Below are 19,744 nucleotides of genomic sequence, written 5' to 3' on the forward strand. Positions count from 1 at the left end.
GAAAATCCTCGCCGTCCGGCAACGTGTCGAGCGTCAGCCCTGCGGCGGCTGGCCCTCCGTCACGCTGTCTGGGGGTGCGGGCAAAAAATTTCCCAGGCTGTCGCCCACCACGCGACCGACAATCTGCAGCATGCTGAACAGGTCGATATCATCGAACGCCAGATCGCTGCCCTGCATTACCGGCACCCAGCGGTCTTTGCCGTGCGCACGTTGTACCACTGCCAGGCACGGAAAGATGATCGCGTTGGTGTCTTCTTCGCTGAGCCCCGCCACCGCATCGGCAATTTTTGGCAGCACCGTTTCGATGGTGCTGTTGACGTTGCCACCCTGTGACGATTCGCGCAGCGCCTGAAAATCTCCCAGCATACCGGCCAGCACCGGCAGCAGCTTGCGGGACACTTTAAGCTGGTCGAACACGCTAAGCTTTGACGCGCTGTAGCGGATGCCTTTAATTTCAAACTGCATTATCAGAACTCCCCTAAGATTTCGTCGATTTTGCCCGCATCAAACACCCAGGAGACGTTGCCGGCCACTTTCGGGTTGTTCCAGTCTGGCTGTTTCTGAAACGCGCAGGCGCGTGCGGTCACGATGTCACCGGATGCCTTGTTACGCAGGACGATCACGTTATTGCCCCACAGCGCGGACGAAACCGACTGCGCGTTGTACATCAGGGACAGTTTCTTGTTCACGGGTGACGTTTTCTGCAGGTTGACGGTTACTGTCCCGGCTTTACCTGCATGCAGGCTGTGCATTACCTCACCGTCAGCGCCGATCGTCATGGTGTTTTTGGCCTCCGACATGGTGACCACGATCCCCTCATCAGAGTTTGCGGAACCGTAACCCAGATCGATAATGCCGGTCGGCCCCGTCAGCGAGGCCGTGATATCCATAAAACTGTATGCACCACTCATTGATTATTTTCCTCAGCGCATGACGTTAATCTGAACGCTGGCATAGTGGATTGCTCCCGCCAGCTTACAGGCCACCTGAACCGGTACCGACTTACGCGCTTCGCGGTCAGCCTGTGCCTGAGACGAAATAGCGGGCATGTAGACGTAATATCCTTTGGTCAGGGTATCGCCCGGGGAAAGCTGGCCAATCTGGCCGCCGTTCCAGACACCGGGTGCGATCAGACCGTTGTTCACCGCCTGGTCCATCGAGGCTTCCACGTTTGCCATGATGCGCGTGTTACCCGCATCGGTCTGCGGCACCTTCGTTCTGCTGGTGTACAGCAGGTTAAAGAGGTTGGTCTGTACGTAGTTCTGGAGCCAGTCGAGGCCGTGGCGCTCATCAAAGAAATCGCCGTTGCCCATGACGCCCTGCTGCAGAATGGCGGTGTCGTTGGCGTAGTACACGTAAACGTTGCAGTTCTTCGCATCCAGCGCGGCCGCCTGTGCAGGCGTCAGGCTTTCATAGGTGATGCCGGGCTCCTGCTTGAATTTCAGCGTGATGGTGGTACCGAATCCGTTAAAGTCCACGGTAAAGGCACGGCCAAACGCCGAAATTGCCCCGTAATTGCTGGTGGATGAATACTGCACGAACGTGCGGCTGTATTTCGACGCTTTCACTTTTGACGCGATATCGGTGTTCACTGTAATGAGCAGCGCATCGGTGTTTTTCGTGGTAACGGCAAGGATACGGCTTAACGATGAGGACTCAATCGCGGCGCATACCGGCAGCAGGTCGTCGTCTTTACGGTCGGCGTCATACGTCACCCCGAGACCGTACCAGCTGGTAAAGCCCAGGCAGGCGTTGACGCCATCGAGCAGCGTCTCTACTTTTCCGACCTCGGCCGCCGCCAGCGTTTTCGCCCAGCGACCAACATACACCTGCGAAGGCGTCGGCGACTGTGAGAAATACGCCACGGCGGCAAGATATTCCTCACTGCTGGTACCGAAGTCAGTTCCGATGCTGGCCGCCGAGGTATACAGGCGGATACGTTCGGTCAGCGGAATGATGGTTGCGCTACCCAGGATGAGCAGTGAGCCAAAGTTACGGCCCGCCGCCGCCCTCGGCGACATAATGATGTCCACGCTGGCAACGTTTGAAACGGGTAAGCCCTGCGGCATGGGTTATTCTCCTGAAATACTGAAAGGGGCGTCGGTCAGCGACTGGATGCCCCAGGTGCTGATGACTTTGCGGCGCAGGCGAACCATCACGTCGTAACGGCGTACCCACTGGTTGTTAATGAGTTCCGGCGCGGGCCGGATGCTGTCGCAGTCCGCCAGCGTTAATCCCCACTGGCCCAGCGTGTCGTTGTTCTGGTTAACGGCGAGCCCGTCCCGAAACTGCGCGGCGACCTGCTGGCCGGCTGGCCCGTAAAACGAGGCCAGGCATTCCACCAGCTCATGCCGCCACTGTTCGGCGGTAGCGTCGGTCTGGTTAACAAACGCGGGACCGGCATCAGCTGCAATGCCCGTGATGCCGAATGCACACCAGTTAACATCGGCAGGGGGAATGGCGGGCTGGTCAGGCTGCCAGCGGGCAATGACGCGCCCGGCTGCCAGCCCCGACAAGCTGCGGATCCACTGGCTCAGGTGCACGTCCAGCGGCGTGTCATAGTCGGTCGCGGCCTGCTGCGGGGTGAGCCAGCCGGGCTGGCCCGTGGTGTTACTGCTCAACGGGCGTCCCTCCGTCAAACGGCAACAGTTCGCAGTGCGCCTGAACAAAGCCCGCGCCGTATGCGGTGTACGGATCGACAAACGACACGCGGTAATCGCGCCCCTGGTACGTCACTATGTCCGCATCCCGTCCGGTCTGGCCCTGCGTCAGGCGTTCGGTGGTGACGATCAGGATTGCACCATGCACCACCTGCCCCGCCTCAAGCCTGCGGCTTTCCAGCGACTTATCTACCGTCACCACGCCAGCAAAAGGGGAACTCGTGACGGTATTTTTCCCGAACCCGTCATCATCAACGGCCATGCTGCGGCGCTTTACAACCAAGGTGGTGTCGCAGAAGTCGGGATCGAAAAGAATGTCTGTTACGTCAAGAACCGGCATTTTTATCCCTCACAACGTAGGTGATCGAGCGGAGCAGTTGCCCGGTGTCATACAGCGGTTTTGTGCCTCTGCGGCCCCGGCTGCGGCGGGCGCGTAGCGTGGCTTCGGCAAGCGGGGTAAGCTGGTCACCGGCCGTGATAACGTTTCTGGCAGCATTTACCGCCTCAGTCCCTGCGCGGTTCAGCATCGCTTCGGCAGCGGACGCATTACCGCTCAGGACTTCAAAGGCCGCCTGCTTCATCAGCGAAGCCACCTTTTCGCGCGACTGCGCCACCCCCATGTGCAGAAAAGGACGCGGCGGCAGCTGAACGCTGTAGGCGGCGACTTTATGCTGCGTGGCAAAATTGCTTTTCGCCTGCTGCACAAACTGCCCGTTGCGCTTGAAACTGCCATCGTCAGCAATCTGGCGGTAAACCGTGGTCATGTGCTCCGGCACGCGGATGGTGCCGCCAAAGCTGTGCAGGTAGCCCAGTTCGGCGTTGTTGATTTCCATCCCGTCTGAACGTTCGGCACGGTCAGACGGAATGCCGACCAGCACATCGCGGTTGCCCAGCGTTTTGAGCGCATCAAGCACCGCCTGAGCATTGTCCGCACGGAGCACAAGGCCGGATTTCACAGTTGCCGCCCTCCCGCACCGAACATGCAGATTGTCTGGTAAAACTCAGCGCCGTAACGTGTGTTGTTCCAGAAGCCCGCGGCAGGGTTGAGCGTCGATGCGTTGTCATAACTCACGCTCACCTTATCCACGGATTTCGATGAAACGATCCCGTTGCTGGAGCCACCCGCACGCCCCAGTGCTGCGGAACGGTTGTCACCCGCCTGCAGCGTGAGGTAATGCGCGACGAACAGTTCCACCAGATACGGGAAAAGACGCCCGAGCCGGTTCTGATCCAGCTGAATATCAGCCAGATTCAGCCGGAACTGGATCTGGGTATCGGGATAGAGGGTTGAGTTATTGAACTGCGGGAGATCGGTGCGGAACTGCTCGACGGTCGGGAGATTACTGTTTTTTAGCTCCATTGACCTGCTCCGTCAGCTCAGCAATTTTCTGCTTCTGCTCTTCGATAAGCGCATTACGCTCGGTCAGACCTTCGGCAGCGGCTGTGACCTGCGCGGTCAGATCTCCATTTTTAGCCGTTAACTCAGTATTCTGAGTGGTCAGCTCAGCAATTTTGGCATTCAGCTCGTCGATTTTACCCTGGTTCGCCCCGTCACCGCCGTTGTCTGTCTTATCCAGCACTTCGGCATGACGCTGCGTAAACCAGTGATCGGCAATGTCGTTTTTCACGTTATGAACGCCGACATCAAAATCCGTTTTGGTGTAATCGGTGTCGTTGAACGTAAAAGGGGTATGTACGCGGATTCGTTTCATGGATTTTCCTGAAAGAAAAGGCCCCCTGCGGGGCCGGTTGTCAGATACCGTCCACGTACAGCATGGTGTCGCTGTAACGCAGCTCGACCGCACCTACCTTGCTGTAATAGGTCACCAGCTGGCGCAGGTCGCGGTATTCCATCGGGGTACGCTGCAGCGGCACCAGCGGGAACTGAACGTATTTCCGGTCTTTGGTGTAGAACACCATGCGGTTAACGTTCTGCATCGCGCCCGCTTCCAGCCATTTCACCGGCTGAATGTCCAGCGGCTTGCCGTTCTGCTTGTATGCGATGGTGTTTTCGCTCAGGTAGTCCAGCAGCGAGCGGTTACCGGCATCGGATACGATGAGGCTGGATAACAGCGCATACTGGTCAGGCGGCAGGCGCAGCGAATCCGGTACCACGGCGCGCCCGGTCTGTTTCCAGGCCGTGGTGAGCCCGTCATTGATGGATTTAACAATTTCCATCGCCGTGCTGCTGGCCCACGTCTTCGCGGCGTTGATGACCTTAACGCCCGCCTGGTTAAACAGCCCTTTCACACCCAGGATGGTGCTGCCCACGTAAACCTGACGGTCAACGTTCAGCTGGTAGGTCTGGTTCATCGCTTCCAGCTTCTGGGAGTCAATCGGGCGTCCCATCTGCAGCGCGGAGGCCAGTTCGAAAACCGTCCATGACAGCTGGCGCGACCAGGGCGTCAGTGGCAGCGTGGTTTTCTGGATATCCAGATCCACACCGGCAATCACGTTAGTGCTGTTGCTGATCCACGATTCGCCTTCGGTACCCACTGAACTGGGTGCAGCGAAACTGCTGTTTGAGAAGCTCGACATTTCGTCAGCAATGGAGACGTCTTCGCGCAGGTCAACGTCACGGCTCCACGTGTACGCCAGCAGCGGCATGTTGAGAACCGGATCGAAACGCTCCAGTTGCCCAATCAGGAACGCACCAGAATTATCGATGGTCTGTCGGTCGTAGGTGATCATATTCAGTGCTTTCCTTAAATATTGAATGCCAGTTCGGCGATGCCGTTGGCGTCGGTGGTACCGATAAAGTGCGCGTTGGTCACCAGCACGGTATTGGCTGCGGTGGCATCCGCCACGGCTTCAAAACCGCCGATCGGCTGTGTTGGCGTTGCACCGCCCACGCGGATGTAAACCGCCCCGTTGTCCGCAACGGTACCGGCATTCACTTTGACGCCGATATACCCTCGCACCAGCGCATCGCCGGTGTAGTTCGCCGGGTTAGTCAGCTGGCGGGCCAGGTCTTTGTCAGACGTGAACGGATAGGAGCGAACGCGGATGCCGTACAGCACGGCGGCGGTGTCACCGGCCGCCAGAGGCACAAATTTGCCGTTCACTTTTTTCCCCGGCAGGCCGTCACCGGCGAACGGGTTGGTGGTGTCCATCACGACAGGCTCTACCGTTGAGTGATTAGGACGGGTTAGCGCACCGGCGTAGCTGAACGGCTGCGTTAAATAAATGGACTGACCTGTCATTACTTGGCCCCCTTCTTAGCCCAGAAATCTTTGTTTTTCTCATTCAGCGCGGCCACATCGCCGGACTGCGAATTTGCGGTAAACACCGCCAGGCTCAGGCCGCTGTTATTGCGGCTTTTTGCCAGTTCAGATGCGCCGTTAAAAATGCTGTCCACGGTCGCCATGCTCATTTTGGCGAAATCAGGATTTTTACCTGACAGCGGTTCGATAAGTTTCAGGCCGTCTGCGGTGCGCAGCGCAGCGCCCAGCACTTCGCGCTTGAGCGTGCCCATTTTGGAGCCTTCCGGCAGCGAGAAACCCGGCAGGATGAGTTCTGCACGTGAGAGAACGTCCTGCTGATAGCCGGCATCGCCGGTCATCTTCTTCTCTTCCTTTTTCTCGTCGTCGTCATCAGCATCACCCGTTGGGGGTGCCATCTTATCGGTCAGCGCTTTCACAGCGGCTTCGATAGCGGCAATGCGCGTTTCGATGTCGCTACTTTCATCCGTGACAGCGTTTGCGGGCGCGACAGGCGGAACAGCCGTATCCAGCCCTTCTACTTTCACTACCACAGTGGTTACGCCGTCGTCATCGTCATCACCGACCATGTTGGCCGGTGCGTTATTCAGCAACTCTTCGGCAGCCGCTGAATCTCTGGTTTTCACCGCCTTACGCAGGCTGGATAACCACTGCTTTGCTTTACTTGCCATGCTTATTGCATCTCCTATTGAACAGCGAATACCGGCCCGCCCATTAGGAACAAGCGCGATGTGATTACCCCGGATGTCATACTGATTAGCCCGTCCGGGGGCGGTTTCGTCATACTCTGCGTTGTAGCCACAGGAAACCTGACGAAGGCCATCGTTGATTGCCTGAATGCCCAGGGCGTCTTTAATGACGAGATCGGCAATCAGTAGGTCTGACTGGTCACCCTGACCGCGCCGGACATTGGCAGCATGACCAATGGCGAGTTGTCGCCAGTTGACCGGATCCACAAAAAGAATGTCGCCCGCCTCGTCCTCGGGATGGAGGATCACCACGGTCATGCCTTCAAAGGACGCCATCGCCTCGGGCGAAAACACCTCATCGGCTGAGCGGGTGACGATAATTTCCCCGTCATCGTCGGGCGTGAGTTCCGGTAAATCCTCTGCGCGGTAGGCCTGGTCACCCAGGCGGGCGATCGGCACGTCTTTACACAGCAACGAGCCATCGCCCAGCAGGTAACGGTTAGGACCGAGCCGGGTATTAAAGAAATATTTCATTGTCCACCTGCGAAATTCAGGCATAAAAAAAGCCGCTGATTAGCGGCCTTGTACGGTGGGTAAGTTCAGATTAAGTTGACAGTGGTTATGATTAATTTGCCACAATTCGAATATTTCCTGGCATGATCGAACTGCATCTCATTAATTTCAGACCTCAAACCATTTACATCGCGTGCTTCTATAAAAAGACTGTCTTTAATTACCTTCCCTAATTCATCCTCATATTCGTAAGCAACGAACCATGTTTGCATGTGAATCAAACCTCTGATGTTCCATGGAATTCAGAATGTATCAGAATCTTTGAAAACTACCTCACACCAGCATCGGCAGTTAGGCAACGCTCCTGCATGGCCGGTCATACCGTCCAGCGTGGGCGGACTGGTCCAGTAAACGAACTGACCTTCCATTTCAGCGTGGGAGTGACGGACATCGCCATCATGAGCCGTTCGCCAGATGTAGCCCACAGAACCACTGGCCGTTGCTCGCGCCTGCGTCAGCGCAGTAACAGCCCGCCCGACCTCGGTTCGCGCGATGAGTTTCGCCCGTGAAGCCGCCACATCACCGGATGCCGCGATTTCTTTCGCAAACGCATCAGCACGGCCACCCGCCGCCATGGTTTCAATCGCGCGGTTCTGGATGTCATAAATGCGGCCTGCGGCTTCGAGCGGCAGCGATTTGATGTATTTCACCTGCTCGGTCACGATGCTGCGCATGACATGCCCGGTAGGCGTGTTGTTAATGATATGGCGCAGCTCAGCGCCGATTTGCTGGCTGTTCTCGCGCCACTCTCTTTCACTGTGCCGCGCTACGGATGCCGCAAAGCCCGTGGCGACCTGATTAGCCCAGCCGTCAATGGTTTCGCTGTAGCGCTCCAGCGCATCCATAATTTCGGTGACGCTGTCATTTGAACCATCGTAGCGGCCATTTACGATGTCGCCCACCGCCCGCGCTATCTTGCGTAGCTGTGTGGTGTAGCTGATTTGCACCTGTTTCGGGATCCGGCGCGTCGTCATCACTTTCTTCGGTGAACCCTGGCGGCTCGGCCCCTTTGGCATTCTCAATATCCTCATCGGTGATGTTTGAGCCAATGCCCGTTACGCGGGATGATTCGCGCAGTTCCGCCATAGCAACGTGCAACGGCATCAGGCCGCTGTCGATGGCCGCATTAAGCGTATCAACCGTGTTTTTTGCCACAGTGGATCGGTCAGTGTCTGACATCTGCCACAGCGGGTTAAACTCAAAGTCGAAATCATCCGGCAGCGGCGTGCCGAACTCAGAGCGGTGAAGGATTTCAAACAGTCGCCGGACAGGGCGACGCTCCCGCCGTTCCTGCAGCGACCCCACGTTGTCGTAGTAGTTAGCCAGGTCAGATTCGCCGGTACTGAAACCGGCTGGCGACTGGCCCAGCATGCGGATCAGCGGGATACCGGTTGCACCGGCAATCTGCTCACCGAACTGCGAAAGGATGTCCGACAGGCCCGCAAACGAATAGCTGTGCGTCTGGAATTCGTCGTTTTTGTCCATCAGCGTCATGCCTTCGATGGACTGAAACAGGCGAATCATGTCGATGTGCTTCATCAGCACCGCTTCGCGTTCATCGGCAAAGCCCAGAATCTGACGAAGATTTTCAATGCTGTAGGTGCGCAGATGTGCTTTATTCACCAGTTGCGCCGCGCCAGTTGATGCGCTGTCGAACGCCATGATGCGATCGTAAAGACGCTCAACCACCGACATGCCCCAGCCGTTTTCGGTATACGCCTGCTGGTAAGGCAGGCCAACACCGTCCATGCGGATCAGGCGGCTGTGGTGAATCTTCCACGCTGGAATGCCGTTTTGCGCGGCCACCACCTCATAATATTTTGGCTTGCCCAGGTCGGGACCGGGCTCGGTGATAATTTCCGTGATGGTCTGGTTCAGCATCCAGCGGTCAAGCACCAGCATGCCTTTGAACTGATCGCGACCGATGGTTTCCATACGAAGGGGTGAGGACATATCCTGACCGTCAATCAGTAGCACACCCACCGCCCCGCCGTAAAGGCGTGACCACTTGATCGTGTCGCTTAATCCTTCCCACAGTGACAGTTCTTCCCAGCGGCCGGTCAGTCGGGCTTTTGCCTTGTGGTCCATCTGCGACGTGATGGTGACGCCCTTGCGCGTCATATCATCGGCAATGGTGTCCACGGCCGCGCCCACAATCCATGATGAGCGGTAAGCGAACTCCAGCAGCACGCGGTTACGTGATGTGAAGTTCGGCATATAGGTGCCGTGACCGCTGAGGTTGCCGGACTGGAGGCCCAGGCGGGATACAAAGTTATCGTAACCGTCGATCGTCTTAGTCGGTGCCGCACTGTGCTGGCGCGGGCGTTTCTTACGAGCCATTTTTACCCCTTGCCAGTAAATCCCAGATATCCATCGAGGTGAACTCCATCGGGGCGTAGGCAATCATCGCGGAGTCAGCCAGGTTCGGCGATTTGGTGCCGTCCGGCTTTTTGTCCACAACGATTTTGCCCACGCCGTTCACCGAATAGGTGGGCTGTGAGAGTTCGACGATAAGTTTGTTTTTGAGCGGCATGCTGCCTGATATCGAAATGATTTCGTCAGGACTGAACGGCATCTTTTCTTCGACGGCACGCCAGGTATTACGGAAAAGGGTGCGCAGCCGCCACCAGCCCTGCGCCTTGGCATTCGCGAAGAAATCTTTATTTAGACGCCCTTGCTGGCCATATTCACCCGGTACCGCTTCATCTTCCGGATTGGCAGGTGATCCGCTGCCACGATATGGCGTGGCGGTAATCTGGCGCTCCCGCCGCTCTTTGCGCTGCTCGTTGATGACGCGGGCATCGCCGCGCGCACCCGCCCCGAGTCCGTCAGAGTCAAACCGGTACATTTCAAGACGGCGCTGATCGCAAATGCTGAAAGCCCTCTGGACGGTGCCAAAGATGTCGTCGCCTTTACCTGACCACTCTTCGATATCTTCCAGCAGAAAGCCGTGACGCGAAGTAAAGGCGTTGGTGTCTTTGCCTTCGTCAGCGACATCGAGTGCGCCCATACGCTGGCCAGTGGGCTGGATGCCCAGCTTAATGTGAGCATCGACAGCCGCCTGCACCCAGGCGGAGGGGATCAGCACGCCTTCCACAGACGCGCTGTAATTGATGTCGATTTCCTGCGCTACGGTCACGGCGTCGAGTTCTTCGCACTGCTTTTTATACCAGGCATCATCTTTGCGCGGATCATCACGCCAGTGGAAAGTAAACACGTCCACCTTGCCACTGTGGCGGCGCTCAGCGAATGAGTTCGCCATACCGTTTGGCGTTGAGATGTCCTGACGGCAGTTTGTGGTTGCCGATAGTGAGGCGTCTACCAGATAAGGGCGCTCAAGGAACGCGGACTCGTCGACGATATAGAACGATGTACGGTCACCGCGCCCGATGCCGTCACCGGCTTCACCCGTCATCGCTGAGTCATTCTCAGGGAAGAGGATCCGCATGTGCGGCGCATGTGCTTTGGGATTCCAGCCGCCCCGGAACTCAACGGGCAGCAGGCCAATGAAATTACGTGCCTTGTCAAACAGCGACTTAGGCGAACCGATTTTGTCTACGTATTCCTCTTTGCGAGAACCAAAGCCGGCAATGATGCCGCGATTGAACAGGCACAGCGATGCCGCCATACCCACGGTCAGCCAGGACATGCCCATATCACGCGTTTTTTCGGTAATACCAGGCTTTGAAGTGCGCCAGTGCTCCACAAACCACTCTATCCACTCTTCCTGTTTGGGGAAAAGCAGGAACGGAATTCGCGCTGGCAGGCCGCGTTCAACGTTGCGCGGATCCACCGTCATGCCCCAGTCGATGATAAACTGGGCCGGATTGTCTCGGTAAAAAGCCTTCATTGCGGGCAGCATGCCGGGGTTTTGCCTGATGCGCTGCAACCTCTCCATGCGCCATTCAAACACCTGCGTGTAATCAGGGTTCTTGAAATCGAACGGGAACGGGATCGGCATCAGATTTACCCAAAATAATGAGGTGTATCAATTGAACAGTTTTGTGAATGATTGAATATTGTTTAACCGACGCATGGTGCGACGGCAAAAAAGGAGATACCTCATGGGTTATTACGTCATAAAAAAGAGTGTGCCAAAAAATCATATGCTTAATAGCGAATATTATTTCGTTCTTAAGGCGGAGAATCACAAAGTGATTGCCACAAGTGAAATGTACTCTTCGAAACAGGCCGCTGAAACCGGAATTGCCTCTGTACAGGCTAACGGACCATCAAAAACCATCATTGATGAAACCTAATCAATAAACTTATAAATAGGGCTGAATTCAGCCCTATTTAACATAAGAGACATTACCCGCCCTGGCGAAACAGCACTCACGCGCAGTTAGCTGTCAAAGGCGTATTTCCTGATGATTTCATAGCGGATATGCTGAAAACGGACTGCATAATTGGTGCATAAAAGCTGCCCGAAAATGCATAGGCGTAAAAGGTAACGAAACCGCTATTTCCGGCTGTTATCCCATCATTTTGCGGTAAAGCTCTGCGGCCTCGTCAGAGGTCAGCGAAACGTTCTCGGTTTTGATAGGCCCACCATTAGCCCCGGTGCTTTCCACCTTCAGCCTGTTAGTGTACGCGTCGCCCACCTCTTTCGCTGCTTGCTCAATCAACTGGGCAGTTAGCGCAAAGTTTTTCATGGTTTCGGTGCGCGTCGCCATGCGGTCAAGCGTCCGAAGACGGTAAGCCTTATTGGCGATCGGGATATCCGCTATTTCTGACTGGAACCTGTTGCGGGTGTCGTTGAACATGTCCACCCATTTCTTTGCCAGTCCCTTGCCGTTCGACTTTGTGGGGTCGTGGGATTCCACCTGCTGGCGCGTGATGGAAATGCCAAATTCTTTTTTGACGGACTCCACCACCATTGATGGGGTATCGAAACAGGCAAGCGACTGAACGATGAAGGCTTTGACCTCACCTTTAAGTGTCGCCATGTGATACCTGCCCGTCATAATCAGTCAAGAATTAAGCCAGCTTTAACATGCATGTGCCGCATGCCCTGGCTATGTCGATATTGGCCACCTCTGCCGGTTGGCTGGCAGCGTCGATAAGTTGCTTAACTTCTTCGCTTGCGCCGTAGCGGCGAACAACGCCCGTGAACTCTTCGACGTCATGCCCCCGCATGCAAAGCTTAGGCTGACCATCCCGCGTGAACTCGGGCGCGCCAAATTCGTCTGTTTTTTGCGCAATGTGATAAAGCTCATGCTCCACCAGCGCGCAGAACTCCAGATCGCTACAGTTCATGCAGAAGTCAGCAGCAAGGGTGATAATGAAATCAGGCTTGCGGCCAAACCATTCATACAACTGCTGTTCCATCCGGGCTTTTTGCCAGCCCCCGGCACGCATCATCACTTCTTCGGCCTGCCCAAGCACGGTGCGCCCTTTTTTAGTAAAGGCAGTAGCGGCCCACAAAAATGCTATATCAGCCTCAGCAAGATGTGCATGATCGGAATTATGCAACCGGCCATCACTGCTGATGATTTGCTCCTGCACCCAATACAGGACCTCATTAGCCGGAATGAGAGAGATGTAAGGCTTAAATTCCTCTACCAATTCCTGTGGTGGAATAGGTCGGTCACTCATATCAGTTCCTGACGAAAGTCACTTTGGTGGTAATGAGGCGTCGAATCAGCCTGGCGGCTTCGCGCTCCATATCAGCAATCATTCCTGGTGTTGCAGGCTTACCAGCATATTTACGCTCCATCTCACCCAGCACGCTGTTAATAGCGGCATTGGATGGGGGGAGGATATCGACTCTAAGACGTGACATATATGCTCCAATAAAAAACCGCCCTAAGGCGGTTATTTTTTAATATTTTCGAATGTTGCTTCAACCATTTGCTTACCAAAAGGCCCCATGTCTTTATACATTGATTTTAAAAACATTATTGTATTTGATGCTGGTCCTTCAAGTTTCCAATTGCAATTGATGATCTTACAACCCGTTAAGCTTAAACCAGTTGTTCCAGCGTATATCAACAAGCAATTTTTAAAGGTGCAATCTTCAAAAGCGGTGTTATCAAGTTTTACCGTGGTATCTTCATATATAGAACGAATACTTTTATTCATGAGATTTCAAACCCCTTAACTGGTGCTGTATTTTCAACTGTGTTATTGCGCACCACGCCGCTGGCATCCATGAAAGCGCCGTCATCCTTATAGTCACTTGGCGCATAAAGCACCACATGATTTAAATTTAAAGTGAGAAAAAAAATCAACACCAAACCTGCCGGGAAAAGCATCAAAAACCAGAGGTATAAAGATTGTTGAGATGGTTCCAGAAAGGGCAAAACCGAATTAGCCGATATTTCAACTATTCCGGCGAAAATGCCTATTATCGTAAGTGGGTTTTTTATATGACTTAAAGTGAGCAATTTGGGCCTCCTCAATGTTGAGGAATGATAAACACAAGCCTTGCAATTGTCATCATCAGGCGCACTCGCAAATGCGCCTTGTGATAATTACGCCAGCTTTTTAGCCAGTGAAGCCACATCATCGAATACAGTATCGACGTCATGGCCTGCAACTTTCAGCAGTTCTTTCACCTTTGCCAGTACGGCATCAGTTTTATCGGTTGTTGCTGTGACCGGCTGTGCAGTGGTCACGGTAGTACCTTCATACAGTGGTTCGGACATCGTTACTTCCTCTTTTTTTAGTAAAGCCCAGTCACTTAACCAGGCGTAGCTTAATTCTTTTTTGGCGTTTCACTCTGCGCCTCCTGCGGCTGAGCGATGGCCTGCTCATCCAGTTTGCTTTTCAGTTCGTCAATCTGAGCCTGAAAGCGCTGCTCTACATCGTGCCAGCCGTCACGAATAGCTGTTGATTCAGCCTCAGCTTTAACAGGACTGTTTTTCCAGCGGAACAGGCCCACCAGCCAGCCAGAAGCGAAACCAGTGACGAGCGCAATCAGCGCCCACGTAATGAGTGCAGTAGTAGTGAACATGATGCTATTTACCTTGTCGGGATAATTCGATTTTGCGGATGCTGGCCTTGTCCTTGTTGCAGTTTCCCAGCACGGTTAACAGCCTTTCGTTTAATTCCAGGCTGCTGCCCCACGTAAGTGGATCGGGAATTTCCGGTACCGGACAATCAGCGGTTAATTCCACCGGGATCGGGACTGGTGGAACCTGAACGAATCTGGTTTCTGTGCGTGCGCAGCTCGTTAGCAGCGGTAGCAGGAACAGGCAAAGCAGCGCACTTATCTGTCTCCAGCGCCTTACGGATAACAACAATTCGGTTTTCGCTGTCGGTGTTGGCCTGCTGTTTCTGTCCCTGCGTTGAGGCCGCAATGTCGTTAAACAGTCGAACGGCAGAGATAACATTGTTGGTGACAGCCTCGGCTGATTTTGTCTGCTGGATTGCCGCATCGCGCTGTTGCTCCACTCTGAGTGTTGAATCACGGTAGTGGGCAGCAGCAAGCAATAAAGCCGCTATCAACACCACCAGCAGGAACGCCAGCACAACGCGCCAGTTAATAATTAACCAGGTCATGGGTTCAGGCTCCAGTTGCAGATCTCCCGCTCAACGTCACGGCGGTTCGCCAGCCCCTGAATCCTCACGCGGTCAACATATACCCAGCTACGAAGGCCATCACAGGCTTGCTGATAGCGCCCGGCATTCAGATTGCGCAGTACCGATGAGTGCTCGAATGCATTAACACCGACGTTATAGCTAAAACTGATAAGAGCGGCTTTCTGATATGCATTTGACGGAACCTTTACGGACCTTTCCACTGATCGGGCATAGGGCTGCAGGTGCTTTTGCAGAAGCGCGTCGCACTCTTTTTGGGTATATGTTTTCCCCTGAATCACGTTCGGACCAGTTATGCCGTTGCATACTGTCCAGACGCCACCCACATCACGGTATGGCGTATAGGAATTGCCTTCAAGGTTCGGGATCAGAACAGCCGCGATGGCTAACGCACCGCCACCAGCAGCTGTAATGAGGCTTTTACGCAAAGCGGGTGAAATAGCCATCATTAGTCATCCTGCGGTGGCGGAGTGACATAGCCCCTGTCGAGCGCTTTCTCATAAGCCTTCGTCTGGCGACGCTTGAAGTACATGTTCGTGATAAAAGTCAGGATCGCGATGACGAAGCCACCGATCAACGCTACCTGATTCCAGTCGAGACCGTGCAGCCAGCCGAACCAGCCCTGCAGACCGCCATATACCAAGCCGCCCGTCACGCTGTAGTTCGTGGCTGTCGAAATTTTGTCAGGCATAATTTTGACCATGTGAGTACCTCCGTTGATTACGGAAGCTGTCAGTAGAAGGAGGGGAAATAAAAAAGGCCACCCGAGGCGACCTTTTATGGATGCGTTTTAAACGCATATTAAATTTGTTAGTTGCCCCACCCGGCGCTTGTCTCCGGCACTCGCAATGGCTTAGCTCTTGAAGGGGCGTATTAAAATTACAACCATCTAACGTCTGATGCTTGGCAAAAAATCACATTGTTGAAAATTTGTTGCGAGCATTTCAAAAGGCCCAACGTAGTGGGGCTTAGAGTGCTGAAAATTGTAGCTATATGTCTGCGGTGCCGGGTGCCTCCCGGTGAGTCAGAAAAACCAGCACCTGACCCGCAGCATTTAGGGTTTACTGGTTTTGCCCCGCCGCTTAGGGGGATTCACCGCATTAGTACCAGTATAAAAAAGATTCAGGCCGCATTAAAAACGTCAATCGCGTGATTATCACTCAAAAACCTAATCTACTTACTTGATTAAAACCTACTGAAATAATCTACCCTTCCAGTGCGTGGTAAAGACAACACTATGAAAAATATAAGTAACCTCAAATCAGTCCATTTCCTGCCAGTTGCGTGCCTGTAGCTGGCGGGAATTTTTTTATCTGGCACTATTTTTCCTTCATTGCGCAGGCACCAATACAACAAACCCGCCAAAAACAAAAAGCCCCGCACGATGGCGGGGCTATGAATTCTGTTGCTTGTCGATACAGCTTTGCGAAGCATAACGAGATTCAACCAGTTTTTACGACAGCCTGCAATGAAAATCTTTCGCTGTTCAAACTGAACGCGTCATTCAAAGGATGATAGAGAGAATACTCTGCAGCGTTAAGCCATGCGCTGACTCGCCTTTCACACGTGCGAAATGATAACTCTGGATGGCACTCATTTAAATCGCGCGCGATTTCTGACTGTTTTTTACCGCGCCCAAGATAACGTTGCTTGACGATGCTGAGCAGTCCCGGCGTATTTATCAGTGTGGTCCCGATAATCCTGTCCATCAATGCGCCTTCTTCATTGCTACAAAATACCAGGCTGCTGACAACACTTTCCTCCTGCATTTGGAACATCCACTGCTCCAGTTCGATATTGCTGAGACCAGCTTTTTTAACTTCTGCATAGCTTTAACGAGATCATCGTGGGTCACCTTCCCCCGCGAAAGCATGCGCTTAAACATATTTACTGCTTCCGGCATATCGCTGTATGTAGCCCAGCGCCCCCACATTTTCAACTTACCCTGTAGCCAGACACTTTCCATGGTGCGTAAGCGTAAATCTTTTCCGTCTGCTTTTCCGGTAGTTGATGGATAGATCATAATCTCTTCACCCTTTTGTTGTGTGTTCTTGTGGTCCTTTTAGGCAATGCTCTCGATCCTTATCTGCCCTTTCTCTCCCCAGATTTTTGTGATACGTGCATCCCATACGGCACTGTCTTCTTCAAATACGGCATCCATCAACGCTTTGTGCAGGTTATCGACATCGGGCCTTTGCTGGTGGGGCTGGCCGCTGAACTGCGCACGCTTCTTTTTGCTCCAGCTGTCGGGCATGGGCAATACAAACGTGATGTGACAACCGCTGTCAGGCAACTTGATTTGGTTTAAGCACACCTCATCGCAAAATGCCCGGTACCGGAGAACAGCCGGCCGCTTTGCCCAGCGGTCACGTTGAGTCTGACGGGGCTTGCCCAGCGGTGTGATGTCATAAATTTTGATCAAAATAGTCTCCCCGTTGGTTCATTACCGTTGCGTGATGATTTATCCCGGCCAGCCTGCGCCGGTCTCTCGCGGGCAAGCTGCGCCGCTATAGCCTGATCCGTTTCACGGAAATGGCCGTTTCGGAATTCCTGATAAACCACGCCGCCCTGTGGGCCATGACGGTTTTTACCGATAATGATTTCAGCCAGGTGCGCGGCCGGGCTGTCTGGGTTATAGGCACCATCCCGATAAATGAACCAGATGCCGTCTGCGTCCTGCTCAATGCTGCCACTGTCACGCAGATCGGCATTCAACGGGCGTTTGTTTGGGCGCTTTTCCACTTCGCGCGACAGCTGACTAAGGCAGATAACGGGCGTATTAAGCTCCATCGCCATGGTTTTAAGGCCGCGTGTAATCTCACCGATCGCCAGGTCATTACGTTCTGCCGATGGCTTTTTGATGAGCCCCAGATAGTCAGCCAGGATAAGCGACAGGCCCGGATAACGGTTTTTATGACGTGTGGCCATCGCTCTGATTTGTTCAATGCTGAGGTTTGTTGCATCGACAACCCAGACATCGAGATTCGCAAGCTCAGCCAGCCCCATGGAGATCCGGCCCCAGTCCTCATCGTCAAGGTGGCTGGCTTTGCGCAGTTTGGAAACGGATACGTTGGACGCATTCGCCAGCTGGCGCTCGATGATCTGGCCTGCCTGCATTTCCATGCTGAAAATCAGAACACCGCGCTGCACCCGCTCAGTACCGAGCGAAACAGTGCGCTGGGCTATGCCCTCGGCGATTTTCAGTGCCAGCTCGGTCTTACCCATTCCCGGCCGGGCAGCGATCACAATCAGGTCGGTGTCGTTTAATCCACCTGTGATTTCGTCCAGATCATCAATGCCCGTTTTGATGGTGTTCGACTCTTCATCATCGGCCACACGTTTTTCCAGCGTATCCATATACCCGTCAAGCAGTTCACTGGCGCGGATCGGCAGCACTTCTTCATCTGGCCGACTGATGTTCATCAGCTGGCGCGTAAAGTCCTGGATACCTTCCATCGCGGTATCGTGGTTGTAAGCGCTGGTAATCTTCTCGTAATGGCTCTCCATGAGGCTGACAAAGCCCCGGACCATGTATTTTTCATTGAGGCTTTTTGCATAGCCCTTCATGTTTGCCGCGCTCGGCACCATCTTCATGGTTTCCATGACGTCCGCAAAAATACCGTTTTCACTGCCCATGGCCTCTGCCACCAGCAGCGCATCAATCATTTTTTTCTGCGTCGCCTGGCGCTTAATCTCGGTATACAGCCTTGAGTAAAACGGGTTCGTGAATGCTGCTGGCTCGACGGTAGCCAGTACGTCGTATGCATCAGGCGTCAAACCGGAATGAAGCAGGCAACCCAGCACACTGGCTTCGAGATACAGATCAGACATGGTTGCCCCTCCGTACCAACAGCAGCGTGTCAGGCTTCATCAGCCAGTCGAAGTTGGCATGCCAGCCGCTGTTGCTTTTGCCAAAGTACGAGTCGCGGGCTTCATTAAAAAAAGCGCTGAAATAATGGCGAAAGCATTCGTTAGCAGGCTTGCTGCGCGGGAAGTGTGTTGCCAGACGGCGGATAGCCTTCACTCTGTCTTCGTCAATTTCAGCATACATCAGACGGCCGGCCGCTAAATCGTTGTACGCATCGATCACGGCATCGCAGTCAACTTCAACCTGATTTTCATTCCATTGGGTGGCGTCAGCCAGATAGCCGTCAAAGCGGTTTACACGGCAGATGTTCGCGGGCTTAGCGACCGTACCGTTACGACGTTTCCACGTCTCCGCGACCCAGCGCACCACCAGCTTGAGGTCATCAACGGTGTAGGCTTCGCGGGATGGTCGTTCAGTAAGTAAAACGGCAAAAGCTTCTGCAGAGCGGCAGGTGGTGCCTGTGACCTCGTTGTAATACTCCAGGACCTGTTTTGCCTGTGATAAAACTTCCTCCGAAAATTCCCCCTTGGGGGCCTTAGGGGGATCTGTATTTATTGTCTTTTGAATATTGTCTTTTGTGTTTAGCTGTTTTAGCGAATGGGCATTAGCTGTTTCGGCTAAACTTTTATTAGCTGACTCAGCTAAACATTCGCTGACCTGGCTAATCTTCTTCATATCCCACATTGAGACATACTTGTTAATACCCACTTTCGAGCCACCCTGGACTAAAAAACCTCGCTCGATAAGCTGACGCTTAGAAGAGCAAACGTGTGTATGGTGAATGCCCGTCATTGCGGCGATCTGGGTATTGGTAATCCGGTCCATAGACTTGTTGAAACCATAGGTTTTACGCATCACGGCCAGCATGATTTTTAACTGACGAGCAGTAAGATCAGCCTGTAGTAGCTGATCTGTAAGCTCATTAGCGACACGCATGAAGCCATCATCGGTATCGGCCACGCGCTGCTCCTCACGCCCCGGACGGGCGCTGAATTGGATTATTTCTGCGGTATTACTCATGGCCGGACTTCTCCCGCTTCGCCTGCTCCAGTGCCTGACGTAGCAGCCGACAGGCATCAGGTGAATACTGGCGTGCGAGTTCATCCCGCGCCATGTCTTTATGTACAGTAGTTTCCTGTTGCGGCTTACGGCGTTTTTGTCGCATAATCAACCTCGCTTCCCAAAAGC

Annotated in this window: 30 protein-coding genes and 1 pseudogene; 1 reads left to right on the forward strand and 30 read right to left on the reverse strand. The window is 53.9% G+C overall.

All coding sequences use genetic code 11. The features are described 5' to 3' along the window. Window positions 1-33: 33 nt before the first annotated feature. From G5574_RS03665 to G5574_RS03730, 14 genes are all read right to left on the reverse strand, one after another. Window positions 34-465: a phage tail assembly chaperone gene (locus G5574_RS03665; RefSeq protein ID WP_164482044.1), complete on the reverse strand. Its 432-nt coding sequence runs from the start codon at window positions 463-465 to the stop codon at window positions 34-36. A gap of 2 nt (window positions 466-467) precedes the next feature. Next, on the reverse strand, window positions 468-911 hold the full coding sequence (locus G5574_RS03670) for a DUF3277 family protein (RefSeq protein ID WP_110957637.1): 444 nt from the start codon (window positions 909-911) through the stop codon (window positions 468-470). Between the two features lie 12 nt (window positions 912-923). Next, window positions 924-2,069 (reverse strand): DUF3383 family protein, encoded by a 1,146-nt coding sequence (locus tag G5574_RS03675; RefSeq protein ID WP_164482045.1) that lies wholly within the window; start codon window positions 2,067-2,069, stop codon window positions 924-926. A 3-nt stretch (window positions 2,070-2,072) separates the two neighbouring features. Next, window positions 2,073-2,621 (reverse strand): phage neck terminator protein, encoded by a 549-nt coding sequence (locus tag G5574_RS03680; RefSeq protein WP_164482046.1) that lies wholly within the window; start codon window positions 2,619-2,621, stop codon window positions 2,073-2,075. Beyond that, the gene (locus G5574_RS03685; protein ID WP_164482047.1) at window positions 2,611-3,000 is read right to left on the reverse strand and encodes a head-tail adaptor; all 390 of its coding nucleotides are present in this window, start codon (window positions 2,998-3,000) and stop codon (window positions 2,611-2,613) included. The genes G5574_RS03680 and G5574_RS03685 overlap by 11 nt, the downstream gene beginning before the upstream one ends. Further along, window positions 2,987-3,616, reverse strand: a complete 630-nt coding sequence (locus tag G5574_RS03690) for a hypothetical protein (protein ID WP_164482048.1) — start codon at window positions 3,614-3,616, stop codon at window positions 2,987-2,989. Before G5574_RS03690 ends, G5574_RS03685 begins: the two co-directional genes overlap by 14 nt. Next, a complete protein-coding gene (locus G5574_RS03695; RefSeq protein ID WP_164482049.1) occupies window positions 3,613-4,020 on the reverse strand; it encodes a DUF4054 domain-containing protein in 408 nt (135 codons plus the stop codon). The genes G5574_RS03690 and G5574_RS03695 overlap by 4 nt, the downstream gene beginning before the upstream one ends. After that, window positions 4,001-4,372 (reverse strand): STY1053 family phage-associated protein, encoded by a 372-nt coding sequence (locus G5574_RS03700; RefSeq protein WP_164482050.1) that lies wholly within the window; start codon window positions 4,370-4,372, stop codon window positions 4,001-4,003. The genes G5574_RS03695 and G5574_RS03700 overlap by 20 nt, the downstream gene beginning before the upstream one ends. 40 nt (window positions 4,373-4,412) lie before the next feature. After that, window positions 4,413-5,351, reverse strand: coding sequence for a DUF2184 domain-containing protein (locus G5574_RS03705; protein ID WP_164482051.1), 939 nt, complete (start codon window positions 5,349-5,351; stop codon window positions 4,413-4,415). 14 nt (window positions 5,352-5,365) lie between these two features. Then, a complete protein-coding gene (locus G5574_RS03710) occupies window positions 5,366-5,863 on the reverse strand; it encodes a structural cement protein Gp24 (RefSeq protein WP_164482052.1) in 498 nt (165 codons plus the stop codon). Further along, window positions 5,863-7,104, reverse strand: coding sequence for a DUF2213 domain-containing protein (locus G5574_RS03715; protein WP_164482053.1), 1,242 nt, complete (start codon window positions 7,102-7,104; stop codon window positions 5,863-5,865). The genes G5574_RS03710 and G5574_RS03715 overlap by 1 nt, the downstream gene beginning before the upstream one ends. Window positions 7,105-7,385: 281 nt before the next feature. Further along, complete coding sequence (locus G5574_RS03720; RefSeq protein WP_174250593.1) at window positions 7,386-8,117, reverse strand: phage head morphogenesis protein; 732 nt, start codon at window positions 8,115-8,117, stop codon at window positions 7,386-7,388. Then, window positions 8,005-9,483, reverse strand: coding sequence for a DUF1073 domain-containing protein (locus G5574_RS03725; protein WP_164482054.1), 1,479 nt, complete (start codon window positions 9,481-9,483; stop codon window positions 8,005-8,007). Before G5574_RS03725 ends, G5574_RS03720 begins: the two co-directional genes overlap by 113 nt. Beyond that, a complete protein-coding gene (locus G5574_RS03730) occupies window positions 9,473-11,104 on the reverse strand; it encodes a TerL protein (protein ID WP_164482055.1) in 1,632 nt (543 codons plus the stop codon). The genes G5574_RS03725 and G5574_RS03730 overlap by 11 nt, the downstream gene beginning before the upstream one ends. Window positions 11,105-11,207: 103 nt before the next feature. On the opposite strand from G5574_RS03730, the gene G5574_RS03735 reads away from it, so the two are divergent. Then, window positions 11,208-11,402: a YegP family protein gene (locus tag G5574_RS03735; protein ID WP_164482056.1), complete on the forward strand. Its 195-nt coding sequence runs from the start codon at window positions 11,208-11,210 to the stop codon at window positions 11,400-11,402. 216 nt (window positions 11,403-11,618) lie between these two features. On the opposite strand, the gene G5574_RS03740 is transcribed toward G5574_RS03735, so the two are convergent. From G5574_RS03740 to G5574_RS03815, 16 genes and pseudogenes are all read right to left on the reverse strand, one after another. Beyond that, window positions 11,619-12,092 carry a DUF2280 domain-containing protein gene (locus tag G5574_RS03740; protein WP_164482057.1) on the reverse strand — a complete coding sequence of 158 codons (474 nt, stop codon included), beginning with the start codon at window positions 12,090-12,092 and terminating at the stop codon, window positions 11,619-11,621. 31 nt (window positions 12,093-12,123) lie between these two features. Then, entirely contained in the window at window positions 12,124-12,741 is a 618-nt protein-coding gene (locus G5574_RS03745) for a putative metallopeptidase (protein ID WP_164482058.1), read from the reverse strand. Between the two features lies 1 nt (window position 12,742). Continuing rightward, window positions 12,743-12,928, reverse strand: a complete 186-nt coding sequence (locus G5574_RS03750) for a hypothetical protein (protein ID WP_164482059.1) — start codon at window positions 12,926-12,928, stop codon at window positions 12,743-12,745. Between the two features lie 32 nt (window positions 12,929-12,960). Next, window positions 12,961-13,227, reverse strand: a complete 267-nt coding sequence (locus G5574_RS03755) for a hypothetical protein (protein ID WP_164482060.1) — start codon at window positions 13,225-13,227, stop codon at window positions 12,961-12,963. Next, window positions 13,224-13,532 carry a hypothetical protein gene (locus G5574_RS03760; RefSeq protein WP_164482061.1) on the reverse strand — a complete coding sequence of 103 codons (309 nt, stop codon included), beginning with the start codon at window positions 13,530-13,532 and terminating at the stop codon, window positions 13,224-13,226. The genes G5574_RS03755 and G5574_RS03760 overlap by 4 nt, the downstream gene beginning before the upstream one ends. 87 nt (window positions 13,533-13,619) lie before the next feature. After that, a complete protein-coding gene (locus G5574_RS03765; RefSeq protein WP_164482062.1) occupies window positions 13,620-13,793 on the reverse strand; it encodes a hypothetical protein in 174 nt (57 codons plus the stop codon). Window positions 13,794-13,843: 50 nt separating this feature from the next. Further along, a complete protein-coding gene (locus tag G5574_RS03770; protein WP_164482063.1) occupies window positions 13,844-14,101 on the reverse strand; it encodes a hypothetical protein in 258 nt (85 codons plus the stop codon). Between the two features lie 4 nt (window positions 14,102-14,105). Further along, window positions 14,106-14,360, reverse strand: a complete 255-nt coding sequence (lysC, locus tag G5574_RS23965) for an Rz1-like lysis system protein LysC (RefSeq protein WP_425325403.1) — start codon at window positions 14,358-14,360, stop codon at window positions 14,106-14,108. Then, window positions 14,248-14,649 (reverse strand): DUF2570 domain-containing protein, encoded by a 402-nt coding sequence (locus G5574_RS03775; RefSeq protein WP_164482064.1) that lies wholly within the window; start codon window positions 14,647-14,649, stop codon window positions 14,248-14,250. The genes lysC and G5574_RS03775 overlap by 113 nt, the downstream gene beginning before the upstream one ends. Next, window positions 14,646-15,134, reverse strand: coding sequence for a lysozyme (locus G5574_RS03780; RefSeq protein WP_164483189.1), 489 nt, complete (start codon window positions 15,132-15,134; stop codon window positions 14,646-14,648). Before G5574_RS03780 ends, G5574_RS03775 begins: the two co-directional genes overlap by 4 nt. A 2-nt stretch (window positions 15,135-15,136) precedes the next feature. Further along, window positions 15,137-15,391 (reverse strand): phage holin, encoded by a 255-nt coding sequence (locus G5574_RS03785; protein ID WP_105088779.1) that lies wholly within the window; start codon window positions 15,389-15,391, stop codon window positions 15,137-15,139. Window positions 15,392-16,130: 739 nt separating this feature from the next. Beyond that, a pseudogene (locus tag G5574_RS23970) lies at window positions 16,131-16,711 on the reverse strand (DUF1133 family protein). A gap of 39 nt (window positions 16,712-16,750) precedes the next feature. Then, the gene (locus tag G5574_RS03800) at window positions 16,751-17,110 is read right to left on the reverse strand and encodes a RusA family crossover junction endodeoxyribonuclease (protein ID WP_244964663.1); all 360 of its coding nucleotides are present in this window, start codon (window positions 17,108-17,110) and stop codon (window positions 16,751-16,753) included. Next, window positions 17,107-18,519, reverse strand: coding sequence for a replicative DNA helicase (locus G5574_RS03805; RefSeq protein ID WP_164482066.1), 1,413 nt, complete (start codon window positions 18,517-18,519; stop codon window positions 17,107-17,109). Before G5574_RS03805 ends, G5574_RS03800 begins: the two co-directional genes overlap by 4 nt. Further along, window positions 18,512-19,576, reverse strand: a complete 1,065-nt coding sequence (locus tag G5574_RS03810; RefSeq protein ID WP_164482067.1) for a replication protein — start codon at window positions 19,574-19,576, stop codon at window positions 18,512-18,514. Before G5574_RS03810 ends, G5574_RS03805 begins: the two co-directional genes overlap by 8 nt. Then, window positions 19,569-19,721 carry a hypothetical protein gene (locus tag G5574_RS03815; protein ID WP_155270046.1) on the reverse strand — a complete coding sequence of 51 codons (153 nt, stop codon included), beginning with the start codon at window positions 19,719-19,721 and terminating at the stop codon, window positions 19,569-19,571. Before G5574_RS03815 ends, G5574_RS03810 begins: the two co-directional genes overlap by 8 nt. Between the last annotated feature and the right edge of the window lie 23 nt (window positions 19,722-19,744).

The sequence above is a fragment of the Pantoea stewartii genome (assembly GCF_011044475.1).
Taxonomy (GTDB): Bacteria; Pseudomonadota; Gammaproteobacteria; order Enterobacterales; family Enterobacteriaceae; genus Pantoea; species Pantoea stewartii.

Bases quoted from the DNA above. Each gene is read 5' to 3' on its own strand.
- G5574_RS03785 (WP_105088779.1), bottom strand. From the start codon at position 15,391: ATGGTCAAAATTATGCCTGACAAAATTTCGACAGCCACGAACTACAGC.
- G5574_RS03735 (WP_164482056.1), top strand. From the start codon at position 11,208: ATGGGTTATTACGTCATAAAAAAGAGTGTGCCAAAAAATCATATGCTT.
- G5574_RS03665 (WP_164482044.1), bottom strand. From the start codon at position 465: ATGCAGTTTGAAATTAAAGGCATCCGCTACAGCGCGTCAAAGCTTAGC.
- G5574_RS03810 (WP_164482067.1), bottom strand. From the start codon at position 19,576: ATGAGTAATACCGCAGAAATAATCCAATTCAGCGCCCGTCCGGGGCGT.
- G5574_RS03670 (WP_110957637.1), bottom strand. From the start codon at position 911: ATGAGTGGTGCATACAGTTTTATGGATATCACGGCCTCGCTGACGGGG.
- G5574_RS03705 (WP_164482051.1), bottom strand. From the start codon at position 5,351: ATGATCACCTACGACCGACAGACCATCGATAATTCTGGTGCGTTCCTG.
- G5574_RS03745 (WP_164482058.1), bottom strand. From the start codon at position 12,741: ATGAGTGACCGACCTATTCCACCACAGGAATTGGTAGAGGAATTTAAG.
- G5574_RS03805 (WP_164482066.1), bottom strand. From the start codon at position 18,519: ATGTCTGATCTGTATCTCGAAGCCAGTGTGCTGGGTTGCCTGCTTCAT.
- G5574_RS03750 (WP_164482059.1), bottom strand. From the start codon at position 12,928: ATGTCACGTCTTAGAGTCGATATCCTCCCCCCATCCAATGCCGCTATT.
- G5574_RS03720 (WP_174250593.1), bottom strand. From the start codon at position 8,117: ATGACGACGCGCCGGATCCCGAAACAGGTGCAAATCAGCTACACCACA.
- G5574_RS03780 (WP_164483189.1), bottom strand. From the start codon at position 15,134: ATGGCTATTTCACCCGCTTTGCGTAAAAGCCTCATTACAGCTGCTGGT.
- G5574_RS03685 (WP_164482047.1), bottom strand. From the start codon at position 3,000: ATGCCGGTTCTTGACGTAACAGACATTCTTTTCGATCCCGACTTCTGC.
- G5574_RS03695 (WP_164482049.1), bottom strand. From the start codon at position 4,020: ATGGAGCTAAAAAACAGTAATCTCCCGACCGTCGAGCAGTTCCGCACC.
- G5574_RS03730 (WP_164482055.1), bottom strand. From the start codon at position 11,104: ATGCCGATCCCGTTCCCGTTCGATTTCAAGAACCCTGATTACACGCAG.
- G5574_RS03755 (WP_164482060.1), bottom strand. From the start codon at position 13,227: ATGAATAAAAGTATTCGTTCTATATATGAAGATACCACGGTAAAACTT.
- G5574_RS03700 (WP_164482050.1), bottom strand. From the start codon at position 4,372: ATGAAACGAATCCGCGTACATACCCCTTTTACGTTCAACGACACCGAT.
- G5574_RS03765 (WP_164482062.1), bottom strand. From the start codon at position 13,793: ATGTCCGAACCACTGTATGAAGGTACTACCGTGACCACTGCACAGCCG.
- G5574_RS03715 (WP_164482053.1), bottom strand. From the start codon at position 7,104: ATGAAATATTTCTTTAATACCCGGCTCGGTCCTAACCGTTACCTGCTG.
- G5574_RS03775 (WP_164482064.1), bottom strand. From the start codon at position 14,649: ATGACCTGGTTAATTATTAACTGGCGCGTTGTGCTGGCGTTCCTGCTG.
- G5574_RS03815 (WP_155270046.1), bottom strand. From the start codon at position 19,721: ATGCGACAAAAACGCCGTAAGCCGCAACAGGAAACTACTGTACATAAA.
- G5574_RS03770 (WP_164482063.1), bottom strand. From the start codon at position 14,101: ATGTTCACTACTACTGCACTCATTACGTGGGCGCTGATTGCGCTCGTC.
- G5574_RS03725 (WP_164482054.1), bottom strand. From the start codon at position 9,483: ATGGCTCGTAAGAAACGCCCGCGCCAGCACAGTGCGGCACCGACTAAG.
- G5574_RS03675 (WP_164482045.1), bottom strand. From the start codon at position 2,069: ATGCCGCAGGGCTTACCCGTTTCAAACGTTGCCAGCGTGGACATCATT.
- G5574_RS03740 (WP_164482057.1), bottom strand. From the start codon at position 12,092: ATGGCGACACTTAAAGGTGAGGTCAAAGCCTTCATCGTTCAGTCGCTT.
- G5574_RS03710 (WP_164482052.1), bottom strand. From the start codon at position 5,863: ATGACAGGTCAGTCCATTTATTTAACGCAGCCGTTCAGCTACGCCGGT.